The organism is Cyanobacteriota bacterium, assembly GCA_025054735.1.
In the GTDB taxonomy this organism is placed as follows: Bacteria; Cyanobacteriota; Cyanobacteriia; order SKYG9; family SKYG9; genus SKYG9.
In genome coordinates this window covers 1-2,973 of sequence record JANWZG010000444.1, presented here as the reverse complement: position 1 = coordinate 2,973, position 2,973 = coordinate 1, and the positions used below count along the sequence as shown (strand labels likewise).

At 50.9% G+C, this 2,973-nt stretch carries 2 protein-coding genes; both read left to right on the top strand.

What is annotated here, in order from left to right:
* A partial coding sequence (locus tag NZ772_16550) for a hypothetical protein (protein MCS6815165.1) occupies positions 1–1,998 on the top strand: 1,998 nt, incomplete at its 5' end.
* Positions 1,999–2,066: 68 nt separating this feature from the next.
* Positions 2,067–2,801 (top strand): pentapeptide repeat-containing protein, encoded by a 735-nt coding sequence (locus NZ772_16545; GenBank protein MCS6815164.1) that lies wholly within the window; start codon positions 2,067–2,069, stop codon positions 2,799–2,801.
* Positions 2,802–2,973 lie beyond the last annotated feature (172 nt).

The window sequence follows — 2,973 nt, the reverse complement described above, 5'->3', positions numbered from 1 at the left end:
TTGCCAATCGATGGTAACAGCGTGCGTGTGATTGTCACCGGTGAGGGCAGCAGCGCTCCCCGTGGTGTGACTAGCAGTTCTCCCAATGGCTTGATTTTCAAGATTCAGGCGGCTGTGCAACCGATCGCAGTGCAGGTACCAGCACCAGCGCAACAACCTGTGGCCGCAGTTCAACCAAATGCCACCTTTACGACATTGCCACCCGTTCCTGGACAATCATCTACCGTTAATCCTACCCTCCAACCACCACGAATTGAGACGACTCCCATTGCTCAAGCCCAGCCAGGAGTGACAACGATCGCTCAGGCACAGCCTGGAACCACTGCTACACCTACCCGCCAAGGTGATCCTGCCACTATCAGCCCTAATCCCACACCACCCACTCTGCCCCGTGCTGTTCCCCCACCTCTAGGAGATGTTACCCTGTCTAACCTAGATCCATCCCCTACCCTTGTGCAACTAGGCAGTCGAGAGCGGATTCCTCGGCTTGTACTCCGGGAAGCTCCAGCTCGGGAGGTGTTATCCCTGTTGGCGCGGGTATCTGGTACCAACATTGCCTATATTGATTCAGTGGCAGGTGCACCAGGGCAAGCAGGGGCTGCACCCCCTCAACCAGGCCAAGCTGGAGGGGCTGATACCTCAGGGCCTCGTGTCACCCTAGATATTGAAAACGAGTCCGTGCAAGATGTCTTCAATCACGTATTAAGAATCACGGGACTGCAAGCTAACCGCATCGGCAGCACGATCTACGTCGGTGCCAATTTGCCAGTTGGCGCTAGGAACCTGATTTCTCGCAGCATTCGCCTTAACCAAGTGACAGCTACTGATGCTGCTGCATATCTTGCAAACTTTGGGGCTGAAACCACTATCACTATTCCATCCCAGCCTGAAATCGTCACCCAAACCATTCAAGGGGTTGCTGGGGCACCTCCCATTACCCAGCAGGTTACACGGCAGTCTGCACCTAGCATTCAAACCCTGACCAACCGCACTACGAACCCCATCATCTCTCTAGTGTTGCAAGGGTTATTTGTAACTCCAGATCAGCGATTAAATGCGATTACGTTGGTGGGCACCCCCTATCAGGTGGAACTAGCCACCAATTATCTGAAGCAGTTAGATCTCCGCCGTCGCCAAGTAGCAGTTAATGTCAAGATCATTGATGTTAACCTCAGTAGTGCGCCATTCTCTAACGCCAGTTTCTCCTTTGGTGTTGGTGATAACTTTGTGTCAGTATCAGATGGTGTGATTGGAGTGAACTTTGGTCGAACTGCTCCCAATGCATTAACCCCGCCCCCTACGTTGACTACAGGTAGTGCTAGTAACCCAGTTAGTGGCTTTTTCCCAGGTAATATTCTTACTCCATCTGGGTTGACGGGATTCTTGGCTCGCTTGACTCAAGCATTGACAACCAACAACGCCAAGATTCTGACTGATCCGACGCTGATCATTCAGGAAGGACAGACTTCCAGTGTTAACCTAACGGAGAAGATTGTAACTGATACGACCCAAACAATCTCTCAGACTGATACCTCTACTCAAATCACTACTACGAATACCCTAGAAGAGGTAGGCTTGCAGTTGACAATTACCGTGGAGCGCATTGATGATAATGGCTTTGTGACACTGAATGTCTCACCAAGGGTATCGTCGCCAGCGGGCGGTACGCAAACTACGGCAACTGGGACATTTCCCATTATTGGTACTCGGGAACTAAGCTCAGGCTCGATTCGTATTCGCGATAACCAGACCTTGGTGCTGGCGGGGATTATTCGTGAAGAGGATCGGCAAAATATTCGTAAAGTACCGATCCTAGGTGATTTGCCTATTATCGGTGCCCTGTTCCGTGGTGTAGATAGCGAGACGAGCCGCAATGAAATCATTGTAGTGCTGACTGCAAGTGTTATGGATGATACTCATCCTAATTCCAATGTGAATTACGGCTATACTCCTAGCCGCGAAAGTCAGGAAATCTTGCAGCGGAACGGCTATCGCTAGTGATATTCCTCTGAATTAAGGGAGGTTTTCTTGTGCGTGGTTATGTCTTGACGATCGCCACCTTGGTGATGCTTGCCGTTGAGTATTGCCTACCCGCCCAAGCTGAAAACTTGCAGGATGTGCGTCAGTTGCTATCAAGCCGTCAGTGTCAGCAATGTAACCTTGCCGGTAGTGGGCTTGCCTACGCAGACCTAGTAGGAGCAGACCTGCGGGGGGCAAATCTGCGAGGGGCAAATTTGGGTCGTGCCGACCTGCGGGGAGCCGACTTGAGTGGGGCTGACTTGTCTCATGCGAGTTTAAGCGGTGCTATCTTGCAGGGGACAAACTTTACAGCCGCTAACTTGAATGGTGTGGATTTGCGGGGAGCCTATGTTGTCAATGCTATTTTTCAGGATGCCAACCTGTCTAATGCGTTGCTGAAGGGCGCGATCGGACTCCCTCTGTCTCTCTTAAATGCTCAAGAACTACACAACTGGGGTGTGGAAGAAGCATCGCGGGGCAACTATCGAGGGGCGATTGATTTCTATAGTCAAGCGATTGCCTTAGAGCCTCGGCGAGCACCAACCATCTTTAACCGTAGCCTTGCCTATCTGCGCCTGAATGAACTCAATCTAGCGATGGCCGATGTGAAGCGGGCAGCCGATTTGTTCAAAGCCCAGGGCAATACCCAAGCCTATCAAGCATCGCAAATTTTAATTCAAAGGATTGAGGAGGCTGCTCAGGAACCAGAACGCCCTCAGACTGGCATTGGTGTTCAAATTATCAACGGTCTCGGTGCCCTGCTGCCTCTGTTGCTGTTCTAGCTAAATCTAGAATGATTAGCTTTGTGGATATGAGACGTAGTTTGCTGAGTTTTTCGAGATAATTCCCTTTAGCCGTTTTCAAGGCCCCTTAGCAACCCATACAATCTAACTGGCTACTGAGCTATTGGTAATCCACTGTCATGACTCAACCGATCGTCTCCATCGTCATGCC

What these genes read in the sequence shown, in the direction of transcription:
- NZ772_16545 (MCS6815164.1), top strand. Translation starts at nt 2,067, where the DNA reads ATGCTTGCCGTTGAGTATTGCCTACCCGCCCAAGCTGAAAACTTGCAG.